The 17,527-nt window shown below is 64.1% G+C and carries 18 protein-coding genes; 11 read left to right on the top strand and 7 right to left on the bottom strand.

The window, feature by feature from the left end:
• Nucleotides 1-3: 3 nt before the first annotated feature.
• The 8 genes from A3M3_RS0109620 (at nt 4) to A3M3_RS24585 (ending at nt 7,548) form a co-directional block, all read left to right on the top strand.
• Complete coding sequence (locus A3M3_RS0109620) at nt 4-426, top strand: arsenate-mycothiol transferase ArsC (protein WP_028266132.1); 423 nt, start codon at nt 4-6, stop codon at nt 424-426.
• A 15-nt stretch (nt 427-441) separates the two neighbouring features.
• Nucleotides 442-975: a DinB family protein gene (locus tag A3M3_RS0109615; protein WP_028266131.1), complete on the top strand. Its 534-nt coding sequence runs from the start codon at nt 442-444 to the stop codon at nt 973-975.
• A gap of 158 nt (nt 976-1,133) precedes the next feature.
• Entirely contained in the window at nt 1,134-2,198 is a 1,065-nt protein-coding gene (locus A3M3_RS0109610; RefSeq protein WP_028266130.1) for an iron ABC transporter substrate-binding protein, read from the top strand.
• Nucleotides 2,199-2,202: 4 nt separating this feature from the next.
• Complete coding sequence (locus tag A3M3_RS0109605) at nt 2,203-3,813, top strand: ABC transporter permease (RefSeq protein ID WP_028266129.1); 1,611 nt, start codon at nt 2,203-2,205, stop codon at nt 3,811-3,813.
• Nucleotides 3,810-4,964, top strand: coding sequence for an ABC transporter ATP-binding protein (locus tag A3M3_RS0109600; protein WP_028266128.1), 1,155 nt, complete (start codon nt 3,810-3,812; stop codon nt 4,962-4,964). The genes A3M3_RS0109605 and A3M3_RS0109600 overlap by 4 nt, the downstream gene beginning before the upstream one ends.
• Nucleotides 4,965-5,052: 88 nt before the next feature.
• Nucleotides 5,053-5,190, top strand: coding sequence for a hypothetical protein (locus A3M3_RS28035; protein WP_442853099.1), 138 nt, complete (start codon nt 5,053-5,055; stop codon nt 5,188-5,190).
• A gap of 43 nt (nt 5,191-5,233) precedes the next feature.
• Nucleotides 5,234-5,806 (top strand): MOSC domain-containing protein, encoded by a 573-nt coding sequence (locus A3M3_RS0109590; protein ID WP_028266127.1) that lies wholly within the window; start codon nt 5,234-5,236, stop codon nt 5,804-5,806.
• Between the two features lie 215 nt (nt 5,807-6,021).
• Nucleotides 6,022-7,548, top strand: coding sequence for an HNH endonuclease (locus tag A3M3_RS24585; RefSeq protein WP_035741560.1), 1,527 nt, complete (start codon nt 6,022-6,024; stop codon nt 7,546-7,548).
• A gap of 11 nt (nt 7,549-7,559) precedes the next feature.
• Here A3M3_RS24585 and A3M3_RS24580 read toward each other — a convergent pair whose 3' ends face one another.
• The 4 genes from A3M3_RS24580 to A3M3_RS24570 are packed head-to-tail and all read right to left on the bottom strand — an operon-like array spanning nt 7,560 to nt 10,725.
• The gene (locus A3M3_RS24580) at nt 7,560-8,555 is read right to left on the bottom strand and encodes a sensor histidine kinase (protein ID WP_035741557.1); all 996 of its coding nucleotides are present in this window, start codon (nt 8,553-8,555) and stop codon (nt 7,560-7,562) included.
• Nucleotides 8,548-9,222 carry a response regulator transcription factor gene (locus A3M3_RS0109575; protein ID WP_028266126.1) on the bottom strand — a complete coding sequence of 225 codons (675 nt, stop codon included), beginning with the start codon at nt 9,220-9,222 and terminating at the stop codon, nt 8,548-8,550. Before A3M3_RS0109575 ends, A3M3_RS24580 begins: the two co-directional genes overlap by 8 nt.
• A gap of 5 nt (nt 9,223-9,227) precedes the next feature.
• Nucleotides 9,228-9,881, bottom strand: a complete 654-nt coding sequence (locus A3M3_RS24575) for a DedA family protein (RefSeq protein WP_081736761.1) — start codon at nt 9,879-9,881, stop codon at nt 9,228-9,230.
• Between the two features lie 10 nt (nt 9,882-9,891).
• Nucleotides 9,892-10,725, bottom strand: coding sequence for a phosphatase PAP2 family protein (locus A3M3_RS24570; RefSeq protein ID WP_081736760.1), 834 nt, complete (start codon nt 10,723-10,725; stop codon nt 9,892-9,894).
• A gap of 167 nt (nt 10,726-10,892) precedes the next feature.
• Here A3M3_RS24570 and A3M3_RS0109560 point away from each other — a divergent pair, with 167 nt between their 5' ends.
• The 3 genes from A3M3_RS0109560 (at nt 10,893) to A3M3_RS0109550 (ending at nt 14,241) form a co-directional block, all read left to right on the top strand.
• Nucleotides 10,893-11,681 (top strand): alpha/beta fold hydrolase, encoded by a 789-nt coding sequence (locus A3M3_RS0109560; protein WP_028266125.1) that lies wholly within the window; start codon nt 10,893-10,895, stop codon nt 11,679-11,681.
• 17 nt (nt 11,682-11,698) lie between these two features.
• The gene (locus tag A3M3_RS24565) at nt 11,699-12,574 is read left to right on the top strand and encodes a hypothetical protein (protein WP_051423087.1); all 876 of its coding nucleotides are present in this window, start codon (nt 11,699-11,701) and stop codon (nt 12,572-12,574) included.
• A 215-nt stretch (nt 12,575-12,789) separates the two neighbouring features.
• A complete protein-coding gene (locus tag A3M3_RS0109550) occupies nt 12,790-14,241 on the top strand; it encodes a purine-cytosine permease family protein (RefSeq protein ID WP_028266124.1) in 1,452 nt (483 codons plus the stop codon).
• 42 nt (nt 14,242-14,283) lie between these two features.
• Here the strand turns inward: A3M3_RS0109550 and A3M3_RS24560 are convergent, their stop codons facing one another.
• The 3 genes from A3M3_RS24560 to A3M3_RS24555 form a co-directional block, all read right to left on the bottom strand.
• Nucleotides 14,284-15,864, bottom strand: a complete 1,581-nt coding sequence (locus A3M3_RS24560) for an arylsulfotransferase family protein (RefSeq protein WP_051423086.1) — start codon at nt 15,862-15,864, stop codon at nt 14,284-14,286.
• A 209-nt stretch (nt 15,865-16,073) separates the two neighbouring features.
• The gene (locus tag A3M3_RS0109540) at nt 16,074-16,484 is read right to left on the bottom strand and encodes a (R)-mandelonitrile lyase (RefSeq protein ID WP_028266123.1); all 411 of its coding nucleotides are present in this window, start codon (nt 16,482-16,484) and stop codon (nt 16,074-16,076) included.
• Between the two features lie 102 nt (nt 16,485-16,586).
• Complete coding sequence (locus A3M3_RS24555) at nt 16,587-17,504, bottom strand: DUF4389 domain-containing protein (protein ID WP_081736759.1); 918 nt, start codon at nt 17,502-17,504, stop codon at nt 16,587-16,589.
• Nucleotides 17,505-17,527: the final 23 nt, after the last annotated feature.

The following is a 17,527-nucleotide window of genomic DNA, read 5'->3' as shown; positions in this document are numbered from 1 at the left end:
GGCATGACTGAAATCAGCAAGGTACCCAGCGTCCTTTTCGTCTGCAGCAAGAACGGCGGCAAGTCCCAGCTCGCCGCCGGGCTTATGCGGGATCTGGCCGGAGAGGCAGTCGCGATCTACTCCGCCGGAACCACGCCCGGAAAAGGGTTGAACCCGGAGTCCGTGGAGTCCCTCAACGAGCTCGGCATCGACATCACGGGCGAGCACCCCAAACCTGTCACAGACGAGGTGCTCGAGGCCGTCGACGTCGTTGTTGTCCTGGGCACCGAAGCCAAGCTCGAACACCACGGCACGGCCCGCTTTGAAACCTGGGAGACCGACGAGCCATCTACGCGCGGAATCGAAGGCCTGGAACGCATGCGTCTGGTCCGGGACGACATCCAGGCCCGTGTCCAAAAGCTCTACGCTGAACTCGTGGAGAAGTAGGCGCCCGAGGAGACCATGGAACCGTTCCAGGAGCAGACCGTGACCGACTACAGCCGTGCTATGCGGGAGCTGAAGGGTTGGCTGGAGAATGCCACCACCTCGGATCTGCAGCGCAAGAGCAATGGGACCCGCTGGACCAACGAGGAACTGCTTTTCCACATGGTCTTCGGATACATGATCGTCCGGACCCTGCTCCCTTTGGTTCGGGTGATCAGCAGCCTGCCCCCATCGTGGAGGAGGGCTTTCGCCGCCGGACTAGACACGGCCACCGGCCCGTTCGACGTCGTTAACTACTGGGGATCGCGGGCCGCCGCGATGGTCTACAACCGGCACCGGATGAGCCGGAAGCTCGAAAAGACGGTCGCGGCCCTTACCCGTCGGCTCCAACACGAAAGCCCGGCTTCCCTGGCCAGGTCCGTACCCTTCCCCACGCGATGGGACCCTTTGTTCACCGCCGATATGGCACTCTCGGACATCTATAGCTACGCCACGAGGCATTTCGATTTCCACGCCAAGCAATTGAGCCTCGGCCTATCAGAACCCGAGTAAGCAATTAGGTCATGTAAATCTTACGTAATGTATGTGATTCGTGTCACGATCACGCTTTCTGGATGGAAATTTAGGTATGGCTAACCTAAAGTTTCAAGCTGTGAGCCCGCACTTCCTTCCCCCGGGCTCCCTTGGATTTGCTCGCAGAAAGTAGCCTCATGAAGATTCGCGCACATGCGCTGGCCGGCATCGCACTCGCCGCCACAGCTGCCCTGAGCTTGGCCGCTTGCGGCGACGGCACAGCCTCCCCCGCAACCACCGGCACCGCTTCCGCCGACGCTGCCACCAAGGTGGCTGGCGAAATCACCGTCTACAACGCCCAGCACGACACCCTGACCAAGGAATGGGTGGATGCGTTCACCAAGGAGACCGGCGTCAAGGTCACCATCCGCCAAGGTTCAGACAGCGAGCTCTCCAACCAGATCATCCAGGAAGGCGCGGCATCCCCGGCCGACGTCTTCCTCACGGAGAACTCCCCCGCCATGGCCCAGGTTGAGAACGCCGGCCTCTTCGCCGACATCGACAAGGCCACCGTGGCCCAGGTCCCGGCAGAATACCGTCCCTCCACCAACAAGTGGACCGGCATCGCCGCCCGCTCCACTGTCCTGGTTTATGACAAGACCAAGATCGGCGACGACAAGCTGCCCAAGTCCATGCTGGATCTGGCCAAGCCGGAGTGGAAGGGTCGCTGGGCAGCTTCGCCGTCCGGCGCCGACTTCCAAGCCATTGTTGCCGCCCTCCTCGAACAAAAGGGTGAGGCAGCCACCACCGAATGGCTCAAGGGCATGAAGGACAACTCCAAGGCGTACAAAGGCAACAGCACCGCCATGAAGGCAGTCAACGCAGGCGAGGTCGACGCCGCGCTGATCTACCACTATTACTACTACGGCGACCAGGCTAAGACCGGCGAGAACTCCAACAAGGTCACCCCGTACTTCTTCAAGAACCAGGACCCGGGCGCCTTCCTGTCCGTTTCCGGGGGCGGCGTGCTGAAATCCTCCAAGAACGCCGCGGCCGCGCAGGCCTTCCTCAAGTTCATCACCGGCACACAGGGCCAGGAAGTCCTCAAGAACGGAACCTCCTTCGAGTACGCGATCGCTTCCAACGTGGACTCGAACGCTAAACTCGTTCCCATCAAGGATCTGCAGGCTCCCGCCGTGGATCCGGCAAAATTGAACTCCTCAAAGGTCACCGACCTGATGACCAAGGCAGGACTGCTGTAATTCTGTGACCACTGATCTAACGGCTCCCATTTCTCCGGATATTCCGGAGGCTTCGGAGAGCACGACGACGGCGGGTAGGGGCAAGCGCCCCCGCCCGCCTTTCGGCGTTTCTGCAATATCCATCCTCGCGGTGCTGATCGCCCTGTTTTCGCTCATCCCGCTGGCCTACGTCGCTTACATGACGGCAGCGACCGGTTGGGACACCGCCGTCGCGCTCATCGTCAGGCCGCGGGTCGGCGAGCTACTCCTGAACACCGTCATGCTCGTGGTCTTCACGGTGCCCATATGCCTGGTGTTGGGAGTTGGCGGCGCATGGCTCGTCGAACGCACCAGGCTGCGGGGCCACCGCTGGTGGGCCGTGGCCTTGGCTGCCCCGCTTGCCATCCCGGCGTTCGTCAACAGTTACGCGTGGGTGTCCGCAGTCCCCTCCCTTGAGGGCATCTGGTCCGGCGTGCTGATAGCCACGCTGTCCTACTTCCCGCTTGTCTACATTCCTGCTGCGGCAACGCTGGGGCGTCTCGACCCCGCCATTGAACAGTCCGCGGCATCCCTTGGATTGGGTCCGTGGGCCGTCTTCTTCCGCGTTGTCCTGCCGCAACTCCGGATCGCGATGACAGGCGGGGGGCTCTTGGTGTCCCTGCACTTGCTGGCCGAATACGGGGCGTTCGCGATGATCCGGTTCGACACGTTCACCACGGCGATCATGACCCAGTTCCAGTCCACGTTCAACGGCACCGCCGGCAATATGTTGGCAAGCGTCCTGGTGTTCTTCTGCCTCATCCTGCTCCTGGTGGAAGTCAGGAGCCGCGGCACCGCCCGCTACGCCCGGATCGGTTCAGGCGCCCAGGCCAGGTCGATCAGGCTCCCGCTGCGCCACTTCCAGCTTCCCTCCCAGCTCGCCCTGCTGGCCCTCACCGTCTTGGCTTTCGGCTTGCCGGTCTGGTTTGTCCTGCGCTGGGTAGTGGCGGGAGGCGCCGGGGTCTGGGCGGCCGACGAGTTCCTTCCGGCGCTCCTCCAGACCCTCGCCTATGGCACCGTAGGCGCCGCGGCGACAATCGTCGTCGGCTTCCCGATGGCGTATCTGGCCGTGCGGCACCCCAGCTGGTTCAGCAAGATGCTGGAACTCTCCAACTACATCACCAGTTCCCTGCCTGGAATCGTGGTGGGCCTGGCCTTCGTGACCGTGAGCATCCGGATGGTCCCGGGCGTTTACCAAACTTCCGGGGTCCTGATTGCTGCCTATGTGCTGCTGTTCCTGCCACGGGCCCTGGTCAACATCCGCTCCGGCTTGGCCCAGGCCCCCAAGGAACTCGACGAAGCGGCACAGTCGCTCGGCAAGGCACCCCTCGTGTCCTTCCTCAAGGTAACCCTGCGCCTCACGGCTCCGGCCGCTGCCGGCGGAGCCGCACTGGTCTTCCTCGCCATCGTCAATGAACTGACGGCGACCCTGCTGCTATCCCCCAACGGCACGCACACCTTGGCCACTGAATTCTGGAGCAAGAGCAGCGAGATCGATTACGCGGGAGCGGCACCCTACGCCTTGCTCATGATCCTCTTGTCTGCCCCCATGACGTACCTGCTTTTCCAGCAGTCCAAGAAAGTAGCCGGACAGTGACCGAACAATCCCCCTCAAGACTCCCGGCCCCCCGTGTCGCGGCTTCGGTGGCGCCTACTACCAACACGCACCTGGACATCTCCGAAGTAACCAAGAATTTCGGCCCCCAGGAAGTGCTGAAGGGTGTCAACCTGTCCGTGGCCAAGGGCGGAACCACCGCCATCGTAGGACCTTCCGGATCCGGCAAGACCACCCTTCTGCGCCTGATCGCAGGTTTTGAACACCCCGATACCGGATCCATCAGCCTCAATGGCAGCAAGGTGGCGGGGGACGGCATTTGGGTACCGGCCCACAGGCGCCACGTTGGCTACGTCGCGCAGGACGGTGCGCTCTTCCCGCACCTCACGGTGGGACAGAACATCGCTTTCGGGCTGGACAGCTCAGCGCTCGACGGCGGCCGTCGCGCCGTGAAGGCCCGGGTCCAGGAGCTGCTGGAGATGGTGTCGCTGGACGCCGACATGGCAAAGCGGCGCCCGCACCAACTCTCCGGAGGACAGCAGCAGCGGGTCGCGCTTGCCCGTGCCCTGGCTCGCGAACCGGAGCTCATGCTGCTGGACGAACCGTTTTCCGCCCTCGACGCCGGCCTCCGTGTGGCCACTCGACGCGCCGTGGCGAGGGTGCTGAACGAAGCCGGCGTCACCACCATCTTGGTGACGCACGACCAAGGCGAGGCCCTCTCCTTCGCAGACCAGGTAGCGATCATGCGTGGCGGGAAGCTGGCGCAGATCGGCAACCCGTTCGTGGTGTACACGCGTCCGGCCGACCGGGCCACGGCAGAGTTTCTCGGCGACGCCGTCATCCTGGACGCGTGGATGGAGGGCTCTCTGGCAACATGTTCGCTGGGCGGAATCCCCGTACGCCGTCCCCCGGCCCAGGGCCTGGTGCAATTGATGCTCCGCCCGGAACAGATCCGGATTGCCCCGGACGGTCCCATCCGCGGCGTGGTGGTTGACACCGACTATTTCGGGCCAGAGACCACCGTGCGGATCAAACTTGCTCCGCGCATTGCTGCCGAAGGCGCCACCCGGACCAATCCGGGAGGCGGCGAAGTCATCACCATCCGCCACTGGAACGCTTCCATCACCAAGCCCGGGACGGAACTCTGCCTCCGCGTGGTGGGCGAGGGCGTGGCGTTCCCGATGGAGGACTAGGCAAGCGACATTAGCCGACGATGGCGCGCCACAACGCGGGCGTCCGAGCGTCGTGGCGATCGTGATCTATTGGCAGGAGGTGAGACCCATGAACGCAGTATCCAGCAACTCCGAGCACATGTTCGGCGCCAATGCCATGGATCTGTCGCTGCGTCCGCCCGCGGCCCAGGCCGGTTACGAGCAAGGTCGGACCCTTGCCGGGCAGCTCACTGGGTGCTGGGGCTAAGTGCCGCGGAGCTGCTGATCAGGGACAGGCATAACCTTATGGCATGACGCCAAGCTACAGGTACAACGTGGAGATCCTGCATCTGCTCGTGTCATCTGGCCACGCCTACTTCGGCCGTGCCCGTGATGGCGCAGCCGAGGTGCCCACCACGGATGCCGAGCAGGTCGCCGTCGTAAGCGGCAAGGGCATCGTCGGTGACCGGTTCTTCGGCAAGGCCGCACACATGGATGCCGCAGTCACGCTGATGTCCATCGAGTCCCTCGAAGCCATGGCCGCCGAGTTGGGTGCCGAGCCTTTTGACCCGCTCCTCACGCGCCGCAATGTGGTCCTCAGGGGAGCCCACCTCGCTCCCCTGCTAGGCGAGGAATTCGAGTTGGAATCGCGAGGCGGCCTGGTGCGGTTACGGGGCGGGCGGCCTGCCCACCCCTGCGCTTGGATGGACCAAGTCCTGGCTCCGGGTGCGCACGCCGCCATGCGTGGACGGGGCGGCGTGCGCTGCCAAGCGCTCTCGGATGGCGTCCTGCATCGTGGCCCAGCTGTGCTAATTAGCCCGGTGCCGCTCGACCCCGACAAAGCCGGCGACGCCACCCGCCTCCGGGCTTCACGGCTGCCCTAGCTCAGTTCACATGACTGCCGCGGTTCGGCTGCATGGCATGGAACACGTAGATCCCGACGCGGGCGCGGAGCGGCGCTGCCGACATCACGTACCGTGAGGGTGGGTTTTTTATGGCGTCGCCTGAGACCAGAAGATTTCTGCCAATTTTCCGATTCTTTCGGCGGGCAGGTGTACTTCGAGCTAATAATGTCGTACCCCTTTGCGATGCTTTGGTTATGGCCGGGAACCGGGAAACACAGCTGATCGGTTCGGGCGCGCCTTCCCGCGGCGCGGGTCCGGATTTTGCTGTCCCGCGGGTTCGGGTGCAGGATCTGATCGACGCGGTGAACTCGCTCCGGCCAGGCACCGTCGGCACCGAACTAGCTGTCGGCACCGAGCTTGCCGACCTGATAAACCAGTTGCGGGGCCTTGAAAACCTAAAGTCCGCGATCGCGTGCGCCCAGGCCCGGATCGCTGTCGCGTTCGATGCCGCCCAGCGCAGCGCCGAGAAGGACATGGGCGTTCCTGCCGACGGGCAGGGACGCGGCGTCGGAGCACAAATAGCCTTGGCCCGGAGGGAGTCCCCGGCCCGCGGATCCCGGCTCCTCGGACTCGCGAAAGCCCTGGTCACCGAAATGCCGCACACCCTCGCCGCCCTCAACACCGGACAGCTGAACGAATGGCGCGCCACCCTGCTCGTGAAGGAAACAGCATGCCTGACCGCCGAAGACCGCTGCGCCGTGGACGAAGAGCTCGCCGCCGACACGGGGATCTTCGACGGCGCCGGAGACAAGGCCATCACCGCCGCGGCCTACCGGCGGGACCCGCGCTCCGTCACGCAGCGCGCCAGCCAGGCCGCCACCGAACGGCACGTCAGCCTGCGCCCGGCCCCGGACACCATGACCTACCTGACCGCCCTGCTTCCCGTCGCCCAAGGCGTGGCCGTGCACGCGACCCTGAGCCGGCACGCCGACACCCTCCGCTCCGCCGGGGAGACCCGCAGCCGGGGCCAGATCATGGCCGACGCCCTCGTCGAACGCGCCACCGGCACCCCCGGCGGGATTTGCGGCGTCGAAGTCCAGCTCGTCATGACCGACCGCACCCTCTTCCAGGGCGACAGCGAACCGGCCCGGCTCCCCGGCTACGGCATCGTCCCCGCCGCCTGGGCCAGGACAATGCTTGCCGGGAACGAGCACGCCGAACCCGACCAGCCCGCGGTCAGTGAACCTGGTCAACTTGCCCAGGCCCAGGATTTGAAGGTTTGGGTCAGGCGTCTCTTTACCGCCCCCAGAAGCGGGGAGCTCCTCGCAGTTGATTCCCGGGCGAGGCTCTTTCCACTAGGCATGCGGCGCTTCATTCAGGCCCGCGACGACACCTGCCGGACACCCTACTGCGACGCGCCGATCCGACACTTCGACCACGTCGTCCCCTGGCACGGCGGAGGACCCACCAGCCTGAGCAACGGGGCGGGCTTGTGCGAAGCCTGCAACCACACCAAAGAACTCCCCGGCTGGACAGCACAAACCGGGACCGCAAAAATACGTTCAGGGACACGGCATGTCATCGAAATCCGCACCCCCACCGGGCACCACTACGAATCAACAGCCCCGCCGTTGCCAGGGACTGAGCCTCCAAGAACTGGGCCACCGGGCACAGACCCTCCCGTTACCGCGGCACCGCATTCCAGGCGCAACCGACGCAAGCTCCGACACCACGTCAAAGCCCTTAAGTTTGCCTGCGTCGCCGAACTGCAGGCCGCCTAAGTAAGCTATGCCTAGCGAGGAGCCGCATCCTTCGGGGCGAGCGGCAGGGTGATCTTCATGACGGTTCCCCGCGGACCGCTGCGCTCAACTGCCACTGTGCCGCCCGCCCGGGTGACGATTTCACGAACGAGTGCCAAGCCGATTCCGAAGCTGCGCTGGCCGGGTGCGCCTTCCGGACTGTGGGTCCTCACGAAGCGGTCAAAGATCCGGGTCTGGTCCACTCCCTTGATACCGGCCCCCGAATCCGCGACGGTGACCACCGCCCGGTTGCCGAGCACCGCCGTCGTGATCCCCACGTGGCCACCGGACGGGGTGTGCGCCAACGCATTGTCGGCCAGGGCAAGGAGGGCGCGCCGGAAGCCATTGCTCTCAATGCGGGCGAACGGGCGGTCCCTTTTCGTCAGGGTGACGCGGACGTTCTTCTCTCCCGCAAGTTGTTGCAAGCTCTCGACGACGGCGTCCGCAACCTTGGCGAGATCGCTTGCCTCTGCGGCGGCATCCGGCGGCGAGCCGGTGGCTGCCACCAGCAATTCGTTGACGATGCCGGTGAGGGTCGCAGTGTCATTGCGGATGCGGGCCAATGCTTCCCCGGTTTTTGAGTCCGCGGCGGCATCGCGCTGGGCCAGCTGGACGCGGGCGTCCAGGATGGCCAAGGGCGTGCGCAATTCGTGGCTGGCGTCCTGCACGAACCGTCGCTGCAATGCGAGCGCCTCTCCCAACGGCCGGATGGCACTGCGCGCGCTCAGCCAGCCGATGGCACCGGCCAGAAAGATCCCGGCAATGCCGGCAATGATCATGGCCTTCAGGAGGTCCTTGGTATCCAGATACGCGTAGACGGAACCGGTTTCGCCCGGGCCTGGCAGTGCTGGCTGCCGCGCCTGGTTGAAAAGGTAGATCGCAGCGGCCGCCAGAAGGCACAACACCAAAACCGTGCATGCCGCACTAATCCGCACTGCGATCTTCAGGGAGGCTTTGCGGAGGGTCGCCTGATCCGGGTTCTCAGTCATGGGGATCTCCGATCTGGTAACCGAGCCCGTGGACCGTCCGGATCACGGCCTTGGAGATCTTGCGGCGCAAGTGGTGGACGTAGGTGTCGATCACGCCCGGCTGGTCCGTGGGGTGGAACAGGGCATTGATGAGGTCTTCGCGGGTGAAGACCCGTTCTGGTGCGCTGGCCAGGATCTCCAAGAGTCCGGCTTCCTTCGCCGTCAATGTGACCACGGAACCATACACGGAGCGCATGGAGCGGGCACCGGCGTCGAGCTCCCAATCCCCGATTCCCAGGGTGGTGCTCGGCTGGGCATACTTCCGGGTGAGAGCGCGCAAGCGGGCGGCGAGTTCCAAGGCATCAAACGGTTTGGCCATGTAGTCGTTGGCACCGGCGTCGAGCCCACGGATCTTCTCCTCGGTGGCCCCGAGCGCCGTGAGGATGAGGATGGGGGTAACGATTCCCTTGGCGCGAAGGGCCGTGATCACGGCAATGCCGTCCATGACGGGCAGTCCACGGTCAATGACCATCGCATCCCACGTATGGGTCAAGGCGAGGTGGAGCCCGTCGCGCCCATTGGCAGCTAAGCGGACATCGAAGTCCTGCTCAAGGAGTTCGGTGATGAGCGGGCCCAAGGTAGCGTCGTCTTCGACCAGAAGGATGGAAGGCCGCTCAGCTGTTGTCATGCTGTCTATTGTTCCCCGGGCCGCCCGTTCGTGGCGCCTGCCGTGACCTTGCGGCGCTTCTTGAGGAATTCGACTCCCCAGGGCAGAACGGAGATCAAAACCATGATCACGGCAATGGCGTCAATGTTGTTCGCGACGAACTCAAAGTGTCCCAACCAGGACCCGAGGAGTGTCACGGAGGTTCCCCACATGATGGCGCCGGCGATGTTCCACAGGGTGAAGGACTTGTGGTCGTAGCGGGCGATGCCTGCGCTCAGCGGAGCGAAGGTCCGCACGATGGGCACGAAGCGGGCCAGGACAATAGCGGGCCCGCCGCGGCGCTTGAAGAATTCCTCGGCCGTGTCCAGGTGAGCGGTCTTCAAGACCCGGGCATCGTCCTTGAACCAGCGCCGTCCAAACTTGCGCCCCAGCATGTAGCCAATCTGGTCTCCAGCAATCGCTGCCGCCGATACCACCGCGATCAACACCGGCAGTTCCAGCTGCAGTTGCTGGTGCAGGAGCCCGGTAGTGAACAGCAAGGAATCACCGGGCAGGAAAGGGAAGAGGAGCCCGGATTCGATAAACACGATCAAAGCCACGACCCCCAGCGCCGCGGGGCCCAGGCCCTGCAGAAGGGTGGTGGGATCAAGGAAAGCCGGCATGGCGGAAAGTACGTGCATGGGGTCCTCCTCAGGATCCGTGTGCTTGCGTTGCGGCTGCTTCCGGAGAGGCTCCTCCTGGAGAGTCCAATGCGGCAGCGGTCCGGCGCGGCAGCCGCTCCAGGACCCGCGGTGCGTACCGGTTCCAGAGTCCGGCCAAGACAATGACCGCGGCGCTGGTGGCCAGGAAGGACGCCACCACATCGCTGGGGTAATGGACTCCGATATAGATCCGGGACCACGCAACCATCACGGCCAGGCCGGCACCGGCCCACGCGGTGATGGGGCCCCATCGCGTGCCCCGGACCAGGAAGTACAGTGCAAAGGCGAGCGCTACGGCGAAGGCCGTATGTCCGCTGGGAAAGCTATTGGAACCCGTTTCCGGGGCGAGCGGATCGAAAAGCAGCGCAGGGTTGGGCCGGTGCCGGGCGACGATGAGCTTGAATCCCTCGCTGGCCACCCACCCCGAACACGCGAAGAGCACGAACATGAACGCCCGCACCAAGGACCTGCGCACCAGGAAAAGGTACAAGCCGATCACCAGGACAATGCACACTCCTGCCACGGGGGCGAAGAGAAAGTTCAGTGCCATGGCGAGCGCCGTCAGCACAGCCACGTGATGGCGGCTGAGTTCCTGGTCAACGCCGAACTCGTTGGTGGTCAGGCCGCCTATCAACTGGACGCTGAAGCCGATGGCAAGGACTGCCGCGGCGAGGGCAATGCCCCACAGAAGCCAGTATCTGGGCTGCGGAAGCAACGGCACGCCGCGGCCTGCCGCAACAGTGGGACGTGCGGCAACAGTGTGACGGACGACGGCGGAAGGCCGGCCTTCCGTGGAGGCGTTCTGCTTGGCATATGGCGGCATGGGACTCTCCGGTTCGGGGGGTGGCGGCCCTTGCGGGGCTTGCTTCCACTCTCGCGCACGGCATTTAAGAAGCTCTTAAGAACTCAGTCACGGCCTTTTCCTTGACCCGCCGGGGGTTGGGCACCAGAGTTTAGGAACCTACTGTCTGCTCAATCGAAGGATCTGGGATGTCCGAATTTGCGATCTCGAAAGACGGTACCCGCATCGGGTATGACCAATACGGCGAGGGTCCTGCCGTGATCCTTGTTGGCGGTGCAATGCAATTCAGGGGCTTCGACTCCAACACGGTGGAAATGGCCAAGCTCCTGGCGGGCAGAGGGTTCACCGTTTTGAACTATGACAGGCGCGGCCGAGGGGAAAGCGCCGAGGCGCCGTCATTGACACTGAAGGACAACATCGACGATCTCGCCACGCTCATCGAAATCGCCGGCGGCGAAGCTGCGCTCTTCGGGAGCTCCTCCGGTGGCTCGATTTCCCTGGCCGCGGCAGCAGCAGGCCTACCCGTCACGAAGCTGGCGCTCTGGGAAACTCCCCTGAGCGAGGAGCTCGGCACCGGCGGAGCAGAGTTCTTCTCCGGGCTCCAGGAACGGATCGCAGCCGGAGACAAGGCGAGCACCATCGAGTACTACATGAAGGACATGCCGCCGGAATGGCTGGCCGGCGCCAAGAACAGTCCAGGATGGCCCATCATGCTCGAGTTGGGTCCCAGCCTCTCGGCCGACGCAGAATCACTCGCATGGACCCAGTCCGCGCCACGTGCTGAGCTGTGGTCGGGCATCACCCAGCCCACCCTCGCGATCGTTGGCGAGCAAACCCTACCGATCATGACGGAAGCCGCCCGCTCCATCGTGGCCAATATCCCGAGTGCCCGCCAAGCCACCATCCCAGGCGCGAACCACGGCTGGGAACCCGGAGTCATGGCTGAGGCGCTGGCTGAATTCCTCGCCGCTGGCTAAGGCCGGGCTTCCAAGCCATGGACCTGGCTGCGACCGCCGTCGAACTCTACACGCTGGTTCCTTCGGCGTTCACGGCGTCCCGCACTGCCCGGGCCAAAGAAGCCAAGTCCGCCGGGGACGCCGAGCTGGCGAAACAGATCGCCCAACTGCCCAAGCCTTCGACGGCGGCGTGGGCGGTCAATATGCTTGTCCGCCACGGCACGAGGGAATTCGCGAGTGTCTTGGAGCTCGGGGCGTCGCTGGGGAGGGCCCAGGAGCAGCAAGACCACGACCGTCTCCGGACGCTGGGCCAGCAGCGCCCGCGCGTGCTGGCCGCCGCCGTCGAGCAGGCCCGTGCGGTGGCGGAAGGCCTGGGCGTCAAGGTCAGTGGCGCCGCAGCGATCGAAGTCGAGGCGACGTTGAGGGCCGCCATGACGGATCCGGGCGCTGCCGCAGCGCTCCGCAGCGGACGATTGGTGCGCTCGCTCTCCACGAATGGATTGGAACCCGTGGACCTCGCCGGCGCGGTGGCGGTGCCGGGTGCACTTACCGTCGCGGTTACCAGCACAGAAGAGCCCGACGACGGCGCGCCGCAGCGCGAGCGGGCAGCGGCGCAGCGGGAGCGCGAGAAGGCGCACGCCGCCCTCGTGGATGCTGAGCGTCAGGCGGACGACGCCGAGATGGACCTCGCCCAGGCAGAGCGCGAAAAGACGGAGGCCGTGCGCCGGGGTGAGCAACTCGCCGTCGAGGTCAAAGCCACCAAGGACAAGCTGGCCGCGTTGCAGCAGGAGCTCGCCGCCACGGAATGGGCAATCACTCTGGCCGAGCGGAACCGGAAAGTGGCGGCCCGGCTGGCCGGGAGGGAACGCCGGACTGCAGAGGCGGCGCGGGCCCGGCTGAACGGGCTGCGCTAGGACGGAGCTCGACGGGGCGCACGTCACGCCCAGCAGGCTTTTGGCAGATCAGGCTCTCGAGGGCCCCGGAAATCCGGGCTTTGGCAGGCTGCAGACCCCCAAAAAGATGTTATGCGTGACGCGGAACCAGTTCCCCATCACGGGATCCCTTTTGGGCAGGCCCACTCTGTGCTAGACCAAAGCCAGATGCACCGACGCGTCCAAGGAGAACCACCATGAGCACAACGAGCGATAAAGGACCGGGCCGAGGGCTGGAGATCCGGTCGATCGACTACGTTCCGCTGGACGAGCGGCACGGCAAAGTCTCACACATCGGACCGTTGTGGTTCATCAGCAACGCCCAGATCGCCACCCTTGCCGTGGGGTTGATCAGTATCACCACCGGCGGCAACCTGATCTGGTCGCTGATCGCGATCGCCGTCGGGGTCCTCCTGGGCACACTGTTCATGGCCGCGCACTCCTCGCAGGGTCCCCAACTCGGCCTGCCGCAGATGATCCAGTCCCGCCCGCAATTCGGCTACATCGGCGCCCTGCTGGTATGGCTCTTCGCCTATCTTCAGTACGCCGGCTTCAACATCTTCAATACGATCCTGGCCGGCCAGGCCATCTCGGAATCGGTAAACTTCGGCTCCCAAAACCTCTGGCTCTGGGTGGTCACCCTTGTGGCCGTGATCATCGCACTCTTCGGTTATGACCTCATCCACGCCTTCGAGCGCTACCTGACGTACCTGACCATCGTCATGCTGGCGTTGCTCACAGTGGCGGCCTTCAAACTGGCCATACCTGCCGGGGCATACAACCTTGCCGACTTCCATCTCGTCCCGTTCCTGGGCCAGCTGGGCGTCGCGGCAGGCTATCAGATCTCGTGGGCCATCTACGTCTCCGACTACTCCCGCTACCTGCCGCCTGCCAGCGGACGGGGCACTTTTCGGTGGACGTTCTGGGGCAGCGCCTTGGGCGGTATTTGGGTGATGTTCCTGGGCGCGTACATTGGTTCCGCGGCCGGAGAGAACTTCGAAACCATCGGTTCAATCAAATCCACCGCCGATCAGCTCTTCAGCGGATTCGGCGGGATCGCCTTGTTCGTCGCCGCCCTGGGTTTGCTGTCCGTGACCGCGCTGAACATGTACGGGGGTGCGCTGACCTTGATTTCGTCTATCGACAGCGTGCGTCAGATCCGGCCGACCCTGCGGCTCCGGATCATCACGATCGCCATCACCGCCCTGATTTCCGTGGTCTTGGCAAACCTCGCCTCGGCCGACTTCCTGGCCAATTTCAACGACTTCCTGCTGCTGGTGCTGTACTTCTTCATTCCGTGGACGGCGGTCAACCTCACCGACTACTTCATCGTCCGCAAGGGCCACTATGCCATCGCTGAGATCTTCAAGCCCGACGGGATCTACGGACGCTGGGGTTGGCCCGGCATCGTCTCCTACCTGGTCGGCTTTGTGCTGATGATTCCGTTCTTCTCCGCCGGAAAGCTGTTCGTCGGGTTCGTAGCCCAGGCAATGGACGGCGCCGATATCTCGCTGTTTGTCGGACTTCCGGTCTCCGCAGCGCTGTATTGGCTGATGACCCGGGGTGTCGACGTCGACGCCGAGACCCGCTTGGCTAAGGCAGAGGCCGACGCCCTGGATGCGGCCGCGCACCACCACATCCTGCCGTAGCTCCGCCGCACGGGACCGGTAGCCGGTCGGTAATGCCGGGAGTCACGCAGTGGCGATGACCGCGGAAGTCGCCAAAACGTTGCCGGACTTATCCAAAGCGTCGACGGCGGCCCTCGGCGCCGCAGCCACCGCCGTCGACGTTTCAAAGCCCCGACGCGGAACCGTCACTGCTTCGGACATGGACCCGGGGCCGGTTCCGGTGAGGAACCTCCATCTGGCCACCTCGGTTGCACCGTTCCAGCTGGTGTAGAGCTGCATGGTGGACCCGTTGCCCGGAACCGCCACGAGGTCAGGGACTGTGTCCGGCCGGCTTGTCCACGGGGAGCGGTACGTGCGATAAGAAGCATCCCCCAGGCCGGTAGCCTCATACACGGCCTTTCCTTCGGGAGTGAATTCAGTAGCCGCAGGGTCCGCTCCCCAGCCCACCAGGAAGTGTCCGTTATCCAGGAACTGCAGGTTTCCTTCTGCGTCGCCTCGGTGGCCGCCCCTGCTGAACTCCTGTTTGACGACGGCGGTGCGCGCCTTTTCGTCGACGGCGAGCAGGAGCCCGCGGGACGTCCCCGTGTTGCCTTGGTTGTAATGGTTGTCGAACATGCTGATGATGCCGTTGGGCCGCCGGCGAACATCATGCTGCCACGCGAAGACAGACTCCGGAGTCATGGCAAAGTCACTCCGTTTTCCGCCCAGGCGCCAACGGATCTTCCCATCCGAACGGCCTACCAAGTACGCGGTATGCGTGTGACGGGACGAAACCAGGAGCGCATCGCCACTCTCGTCCACGGAATTGAGATGGAAGGGATCGAACGCTTTCGTGGCGTCTGAGCCGTCGGCCTTCGAGCTATCGGACGGGCGCACATAGGACTCGCTTATGTCGATGTGGTCCGAGGCTACCCAGTCGAAGAGGACCGCACCGGAGCGGATGCCGATTTCCTGGACATGGCAATCGAACATGTAACCTTGGGCGGGTCCGCCCACCGACGTCAAGTCATGCCGAACGGTCGGGTAGGAAATCATTAAGGCCGTCCCGGCCGAAGTGATAGTGAATTCATGGAGATCGGCCTGCAAGCCGTTGCCGGTATTGACTTCGGCCACGGTGCGGTAGCGGGCGTCCTTGACGATGCCCTTGCCGGCACCGTGTCCACCGGCTCCAATGCCAGTCCAGTAAGTGAGGACGGGCTGGCCCTCAAAGACCTGCACGCGAAGGTCGGTCACGCCTGCACCAGTCGGTTCCATCCATACCGGCTCCCCCCGGTTGTCCATGATCAGGCCATTGCTGCCGTGGCCCATCGGCCCGACAAAAAGCAGGCCTGCCCCAGTGGCCCCCGTGGCCCAACTGGCAACGCGCGCAGCTGTCAAAGAAGTGGAGACGAAGCTCCGGATCGTGGGTGCGGAAGCCGCGGTGCTCGGCGACGGCGACGCTGCCGGCGTCGGGGTAGCCGCGGTGACTGAAACCGTTCCGCCGGGCAACACGCCTGCCTTGGCAATACCCAGCCCGGCAAGCACCCCCGCGCCCGCGATCCCTGCCCCCGAAAGGAACCCGCGACGGCTCATTCTGAAGCGAGCCTCGCGGCCTTCCCCGGAGTCAGTTCGCTCGCCATTCCCGGACCCGGTGTTCTGCTCCATTCCCTCAGGATAGAACCGGTTCGCGGTACGGGACCCGCGTATAAGCTGCAAGTTTGCCGTAAACCGGCGGGGCGGGAACCCGACGTCTGCTGCTGGCCTTCTCGGCGTCACGCAGAGCAAGTTTTAAGGTGCCTCGCATCGGCTGCGGCCCGGGATTCCGGGGGCCGAGGCGAAGCCGGGTGCCAAAAAGCTGCGTAGCGTGACGCGCATCAACGCTTGGCAGGGGCGTGGGCGGATGCGTAATCCTGGTCGCTGACGGGTTCAAGCCATGTGGCGCTCTCCCCGTTGTCGTGTTCCACCAAGGCCAGGTGGCACATCATGTTGTCCTGCGTTGCGCCATGCCAGTGTTCCTCGCCGGGCGGCGTGTGGACGGTGTCTCCTGCGCGCATGAGGACCACGCTGCCGTCCCGTGTGGCAACAAGACCGACTCCCTCGGTACAGTGCAGGGTCTGGCCGAGGGGATGGGAATGCCAGTTCGTGCGGGCACCTGGCGTGAAGCGGACCAGTGCCGCGACGAGACGCGAGGGCGCCTCGCCGTTGTGGAGTGAGTTGAGGTAGACGTCTCCTGTGAACCTTTCCTTCGGGGCTTTGGCCGTGGGCGTAGGCGGTACGAGTTTCATCGTGGGTTCCTTTGGCTAGTGCAACGGGGGACTGATTCAAGGAAACCAGTCCCTGCCTCCGCGTGGGAGTGCCTGTTATAACGGGTACTGCCAGTGCCTGTCTCAGTCGCTGTCTGGGATTTCCGGGGCTCGGGGCGGCTCGAGCGGCCCCTGGTCCAAGCGAAACGGCGGATACGTGTCGCTCATCAGCGCAACGTAGGTGATGGTCCTATAGACCCATCGGTTGATTCCCATGATCAAGGTGAAGAGTCCCCAGCGGTAGACACCGGTGAACAGCAGGATCACGGCAGCGATGAACACGAGGAAGCCGAGCAGCGATATCCCGTTTGTCCCACCCTCAGTGGAGGATCTCCAGATGCTGCCGGTGAGTAATCCGACAATAATCACGTGCGGAAGGGCGAGAAGCCAGGACTTGACGAGCACTTGCCAGTGGGAGAGCTTTTCGGGATAGTCCACTTCGAAGGTGGCGGGATAGTCGGTGTGCGCGAGGGTAAATGGCGGGTAGTGGTCGGTGCCCAGGACCCCGGTGGCGTAGAAAGCCACCCGCCAATTCCAGCGCATGACCCCAACGGTAAAGTGGAAAAGCGATGCCGGGTAGCGGCCGGTAAACAGGATGACAAATCCTGCAGCGATGGTCACCACGACTGAGGCAAAGCCGAGGAACGCGAGCACTATGTAGTGCGGAATGGCAAGGAACCATTTGACGAGCCATTTCCATCGCGAGAGATTCGGATCCAGATGTCCTTCCAACCGTGACGGATAAGCCCCTCCTGCTTCTCCGCTGCCTCCCGGAAGGGAAGGGAACATTCTCCTTCCGAGTCCGGCTGCCCCAAGGATGATCAGCGCGGCTCCAACTGCGAGCATCGCGAGCCCTGCGGGGAGCGACCGGGAATTGACGAAAACGCCGGCAGAACCAGCAGCGAGCAAGTCTCCCAAGATCACAAAGAACATGTGCACGGGACTCATTTTCTCCCTTGGCGGGTTGGGATACGCGACGGTTCCGGCTGTGTTGTTATTCATTGTTTGATCCTGGGTTTGTTAGA

The sequence above is a fragment of the Arthrobacter sp. MA-N2 genome (assembly GCF_000517125.1).
Lineage (GTDB): Bacteria > Actinomycetota > Actinomycetes > Actinomycetales > Micrococcaceae > Arthrobacter > Arthrobacter methylotrophus.
The sequence above is the reverse complement of the archived record's forward strand: the minus strand, read 5'-3'. Positions and strand labels throughout refer to the sequence as shown.